This is a genomic window from Myxococcus llanfairpwllgwyngyllgogerychwyrndrobwllllantysiliogogogochensis, from assembly GCF_006636215.1.
Classification (GTDB): domain Bacteria; phylum Myxococcota; class Myxococcia; order Myxococcales; family Myxococcaceae; genus Myxococcus; species Myxococcus llanfairpwllgwyngyllgogerychwyrndrobwllllantysiliogogogochensis.
Map to the genome: position 1 here is coordinate 1 of NZ_VIFM01000445.1, position 5019 is coordinate 5019.

The 5019-nt window shown below is 69.4% G+C and carries 6 protein-coding genes and 1 pseudogene; all 7 read left to right on the forward strand.

The annotated features are described in order from the left end of the window. A pseudogene (locus tag FJV41_RS47905) lies at positions 1–202 on the forward strand (hypothetical protein); the annotation flags it as partial. Between the two features lie 62 nt (positions 203–264). Continuing rightward, entirely contained in the window at positions 265–507 is a 243-nt protein-coding gene (locus FJV41_RS47910) for a hypothetical protein (RefSeq protein WP_141649318.1), read from the forward strand. A gap of 114 nt (positions 508–621) precedes the next feature. Further along, on the forward strand, positions 622–1074 hold the full coding sequence (locus tag FJV41_RS47915; RefSeq protein WP_141649319.1) for an ExbD/TolR family protein: 453 nt from the start codon (positions 622–624) through the stop codon (positions 1072–1074). Between the two features lie 125 nt (positions 1075–1199). Next, a complete protein-coding gene (locus FJV41_RS47920) occupies positions 1200–1904 on the forward strand; it encodes a phosphatase PAP2 family protein (protein ID WP_141649320.1) in 705 nt (234 codons plus the stop codon). Between the two features lie 47 nt (positions 1905–1951). After that, positions 1952–2380, forward strand: coding sequence for a hypothetical protein (locus FJV41_RS47925; RefSeq protein ID WP_141649321.1), 429 nt, complete (start codon positions 1952–1954; stop codon positions 2378–2380). A gap of 204 nt (positions 2381–2584) precedes the next feature. Beyond that, the gene (locus tag FJV41_RS47930; RefSeq protein ID WP_141649322.1) at positions 2585–4333 is read left to right on the forward strand and encodes a histone deacetylase family protein; all 1749 of its coding nucleotides are present in this window, start codon (positions 2585–2587) and stop codon (positions 4331–4333) included. 54 nt (positions 4334–4387) lie between these two features. Continuing rightward, positions 4388–5019 (forward strand): acyltransferase (locus tag FJV41_RS47935; RefSeq protein WP_141649323.1); only part of this gene is annotated, 632 nt, incomplete at its 3' end.

Genomic DNA, 5019 nt, shown 5'->3' on the forward strand with positions numbered 1-5019 from the left:
CGTGGTGGCGGGAGTCTCGTTGGGGACCTCGCTCTCGATGCGGGGGGCGGACGGACGCTACAGCGCGAGTGACGCGGGGACGGCGCGGACGCTCAACGTGACGTACCTGGTGGGGGCCTATGCCTTCGCGGCGGCGTATGCGTATGGTGTCCTGGATGGGATGGTGTTGACGCCGGCCCCGTCTGCTCGCCCGGTGCCCTGAGGGACGGGCGGGATTTTCGTTTCGGGGAGCCCGCTTTTAAGAGCGGAGGACTGGAGGCCGTCATGACCACCGACATCATCCGTGAGCGCCGCTTCAACTCCCTGATTGCCGGGGTGTTGTCGTTCTTCATCCCGGGCCTGGGCCAGCTCTACAAGGGCCAGTTGTTCCGGGCCATCCTGTGGTTCTGCTTCGTCGGCGCGGGGTACTGGTTCTTCATCTTTCCGGGCCTCGTGCTGCACTTCTTCTGCGTGTTCGGCGCGGCCCTGGGCAGCGCGGGGCAGGACCGGCTCCGGCTGGGCAGGTAGCAGTTCTCCCACGTCGTGACGGAACGATGACCCGACGCGGGACGTCCGCCCGCCAACGGGTCTTCGTGCCCGTGTACCCATGAGGCTGTCCCTTCCTGCAAGGAGCAGTCGCGCATGGGCATGTCCATCGGTGGTGGCCGGGGTGGAGTGAAGAGTGACATCAACGTCACGCCCCTGGTCGACGTGGTGCTCGTCCTCCTCATCATCTTCATGGTGGTGACGCCCATGATGACGCGAGGCAAGGACGTGGTGCTTCCGCAGGCGGAGCACATCGAGAAAGAGGACGGGCCCGACCCGTTGGTCCTCTCGGTGACGCCGGACCGGAAGCTGTTCGTGGAGTCCGACGCCTATCCGGACGAGCGTGTCTTCCAGGCGAAGCTCAAGGCCGTGTTGCGGCAGGAACCTGGGCGGCGCCTGTTGCTCAAGGCGGACCAGTCGCTCACGTACGGGGACGTGAAGAAGGTGATGCAACTGGCGAAGGGCTCCGGAGCGGAGCGGGTGTCGCTCGCGGTGGTGAAGCCCGCGGATGAGGCGAACTCCGGTATGCCGTTTCCGTTGGAGCCCTGATGGGTGTCCGTGGGTTCCGGTGATGGGGCCGGAGCCCACGAGACGACAGTCCGTAAGTCACGCGGGCCTCCGTGCGCGAGCCCAGGCATAGTGCCACGGATATGTGGCGTGGCCTGTGGGCGAGGATGTCCCAGCAGAACGTGGCGGTGACGCGGCTCTTCGGGATGCTGCTGTTGCTGGGTGTGTGCTGCCTCGGGTTCATCGCGTTGTCGGACGAGGTGTCGGAGGGGGAGACGCAGGACTTCGACGAGCGGGTGTTGCGTGCGCTGCGAAGTCCGGAGGACCCGCTGGTGCCGAGGGGGCCGTGGTGGTTACGGCTCACGGCGGAGGACGTGACGTCACTGGGGGGCGCGCCGGTGTTGTTCCTGGTGACGCTGGCCGTGTGCGGCTTCCTGGTGTTGGTGCGGCGCTATCGGACGTTGCTGCTGGTGCTCGTGGCGACGGTGGGTGGGACGCTGCTGAACGGGGCGCTGAAGCAGTTTTTCTCCCGGCCTCGACCCTCGGTGGTGCCGCACCTGAAGCAGGTGATGACCACGAGCTTCCCGAGCGGACACGCGATGTTGTCGGCCATCGTGTACCTCACGCTGGGAGCGCTGCTGGCGCAGCTCGCGGAGAGCAGGCGCGTGAAGGCATACATCCTCATGGTGGCGCTGCTGCTCCCGCTGCTGGTGGGGCTGACACGGGTGTACTTGGGGGTGCACTACCCCACGGACGTGCTGGGCGGCTGGGTGGCGGGGCTCGCGTGGGCGCTGCTGACGGCGCTCGTGGCGCGCGGACTGCGCCGCCGCAGCACGGCCTTGCGTGAAGAGACGCGGCGCGAGGTGGAATGACAGGTAATTGAGTCCTCGAAGGGCGCAGATGTTGTAGTGGTGGACGCATGGGTCGCATGTCGCTGGTATCGCTCGGGCTGATTCTGTTGTCGGGGTGCGCGCTGTTTCGCTCAAGCCCGCGACCCGCGAAGGTCACGCCTGAGGAAGCTGCGCACTACTCGTTCCCCGTCGTCCTGCCCACGGAAGGGCAACACGTACTCCCTGGTCCCATCGCGGCGGCCATCGCCTTCGCCATGGAGGACTTTCTTCCCCTGGGAACCAAGCCTCCGCGCGATGCGACCCCCACCGAGCTCTGCGCCTTGCGCCGTGAGTCCTACGACGTGACCGCTGTTCCTGGTCCTGAGAAGATCGTCTTCGTCAGCTTCGCGGTTCGCGCGGATGCGTGTCGCGACCTTCAAGGACCCAGCCTCTCGGACACGCCCATCGTCTACGCCGTGGATGTCGGCCGGTGGCTCATCCTCTCCGTGCAGAAGTAGGCCAACGGCTCGTCCAGCGGGGCTGCTCGGTCTCCAGGAGACCGAGAGGGCGTCGGTCCCAGCGTCGGGCATGAACGCGCGCCACCTCGGGCCTCACGAAAAAGCCCCCACGAGGCGCCCTCTGGGCGAAAGTCACGGCCCCGTGCGCTGTATCTCCCGTCCCTCCCCACCGCGACCGTTCCCCTCTTCCGCGAGGTTCGCGGCATGAGCGTCTGGAGCTGGCTGGGTCGGTGGTTCCCCTCGCTGCGCAGCGAGCACGTCCCCATCTTCTACGAAGAGGACTACCGACTCCCCCTCACCGGCATCGAGTCCACCGTCGGCGTCGAACCGCGCGGCGTGGACTTCACCACCTGGTACCTGCTGGAGAAGCACGTCGTCCGCCCCTCGGACGTCTACCGGCCCAGGCCCGTGAGCTACGCGGAGATGTCCCGCGTCCACGACGCGACCTACCTGGAGTCACTCAGCCTCCCGGAGACCCTGGCTCGCATCTACGCCGTGGACCCGTCCGAAGTGCCCGTGGACACCCTCCTGTCCAACGTGCGTCTCGTCTGTGGCGGCACCCTCGGCGCCGCGCGCCTCGCCTTCGGCCGCCGTGGCCCCGTGGTGAACATGTCCGGCGGCTTCCACCACGCCGCCCCCAGTCGCGGCGGCGGCTTCTGCGCCGTCAACGACATCGCCATCGCGCTCGCCTCCCTCAACGCGGATGGCTACGAAGGGCAGACTGTCGTCCTCGACCTCGACGCCCACCCTCCCGACGGCACGGCGGAATGTCTGGCCGGACATCCGAAGGTCTGGATTGGCTCGCTGTCCGGCAGCGACTGGGGCTCGCTGCCCGAAGGCGTCGACGAGACGCGCGTGCCCGAGGGCATCACCGACGACGGCTACCTCGCGCTGCTCGAGGCCACGCTGTCGCGCATGCCCAAGCCCGACCTCGCCTTCGTCATCGCCGGCTGCGACGTGCTCGCGGGTGATCGCTTCGGACGCGTGGGCCTCACCGTGCAAGGCGCGCGACGACGAGACCAGCTCCTGGCGCGCACGCTGCGCGGTGTGCCCAGCGTGTGGCTCCCCGGCGGCGGCTACCATGCCGAGTCCTGGAAGGTCTTCGCTGGCACCGTGCTCGTGCTGTCCGGAATGGGCGGCCGCCGCATCAAGGCGCGCTATGACCCGCTGAGCGCCCGCTATCAGCGCATCTCCCGACTGCTCTCGCAGGAAGGCGAGCCGCTCGATGAGCCGCTCACGCTGGAGGACTTGGAGGGCTCGCTCGGCCTGGGCGGCACGTTGCAGCCCCGCGTGCTCGGCTACTACACCGCGCAGTCGCTGGAGTACGCCCTCTTCCGCTATGGCCTGCTGTGGCAGGTGGAGCGGCTGGGCTACAGCCGCCCGCGTGTCGAGGTGGGCTCCACCGGCGTCGGAGACCGCATCAAGGTCCTGGGCCGCGCGGGCGGACAGGAGCACCTGCTCGTCGACGCCGTCGTGGAGCGGCGCACCATCGCGGGCGAGCCCTTCTTCTTCGTCAACTGGCTGAGCCTGCGCCATCCCCGCGCGCGCTTCAGCGAGCGTCGCCCCCAGCTCCCCGGTCAGGACGTCCCCGGCCTCGGCCTCGCGCGCGAAGCCACGGAGATGTTCGTGCTGATGGCCAAACGACTCGGCCTCGCGGGCGTGGCCTCACGGCCCATGTGGTACCACCTCGCCGTGGTCGCCCGGGCCCGCTTCCGCTTCGTGGACCCCGCGCGTCAGGGCCGCTTCGAGGCGATGATGCGAGACCTCGCCCACCTGCCCCTGCTCGAAGCCACGCGCGCCGTGGCCGAGGGCCGCGTGTCGCTCAACGGCGAGCCCTACCGCTGGGAGCCGGATGACGTCGTCCTGCGCCTGGAGCCCGTCCCCGTCGACACCGACGTCATCGCCGCCGAGCGCGAGCGCTGCCACTTCACCGTGGAGTCCCGGCACGGTTGAGCCCCCGCCTGCTCGCCCACCCCGAACCCCCGGGGCTCATGGTAGGCAGGGGGCGTGGACCTGGACGCGCTCCGCCGTGAGCAGCACAAGCTCCGGCTCTCGTGGATGCCGTGGCTCTATTTCTCCCTCAAGCCGCGCCACCGCGAGTGGGCGGACGCGTGGCAACGCGAGGTGCAGGAGCGCCTGCGTGAGCTGGAGACCGTCGAAATCGCCGAGGGCTGCTTCATCGCCCCGGAGGCGCGCATCTTCGCCGAGCCCGGCCGCGCGGTCGTCATCGGCCCCGGGTGCAGCATCGCCGCGGATGCCTTCGTCCACGGCCCCGTCGTCCTCGGGCCCCGGGTGAGCCTCAACGCCCGCGTGAGCCTGGACGGCGGCGCCGGCGGCATCCGCATCGGCGAGGGCACCCGCATCGCCACCGGCGCCGCCCTCTATGCCTTCGACCACGGCCTCGCCCCGGACCGCCCCGTGCGAGACCAGCCCGTCACCTCCCAGGGCATCACCCTGGGCGCGGATGTGTGGATAGGTGCCAACGCGGGCGTGACGGACGGCGTCACGGTGGGGGACCACGCCGTGGTGGCCATGGGCGCCGTCGTCACTCGCGACGTGCCTGCCTGGGCCGTCGTCGGTGGGGTGCCCGCCCGTGTGCTCGGGGACCGTCGCCAGCGCCACCGCTCGGGGGCTCCGGG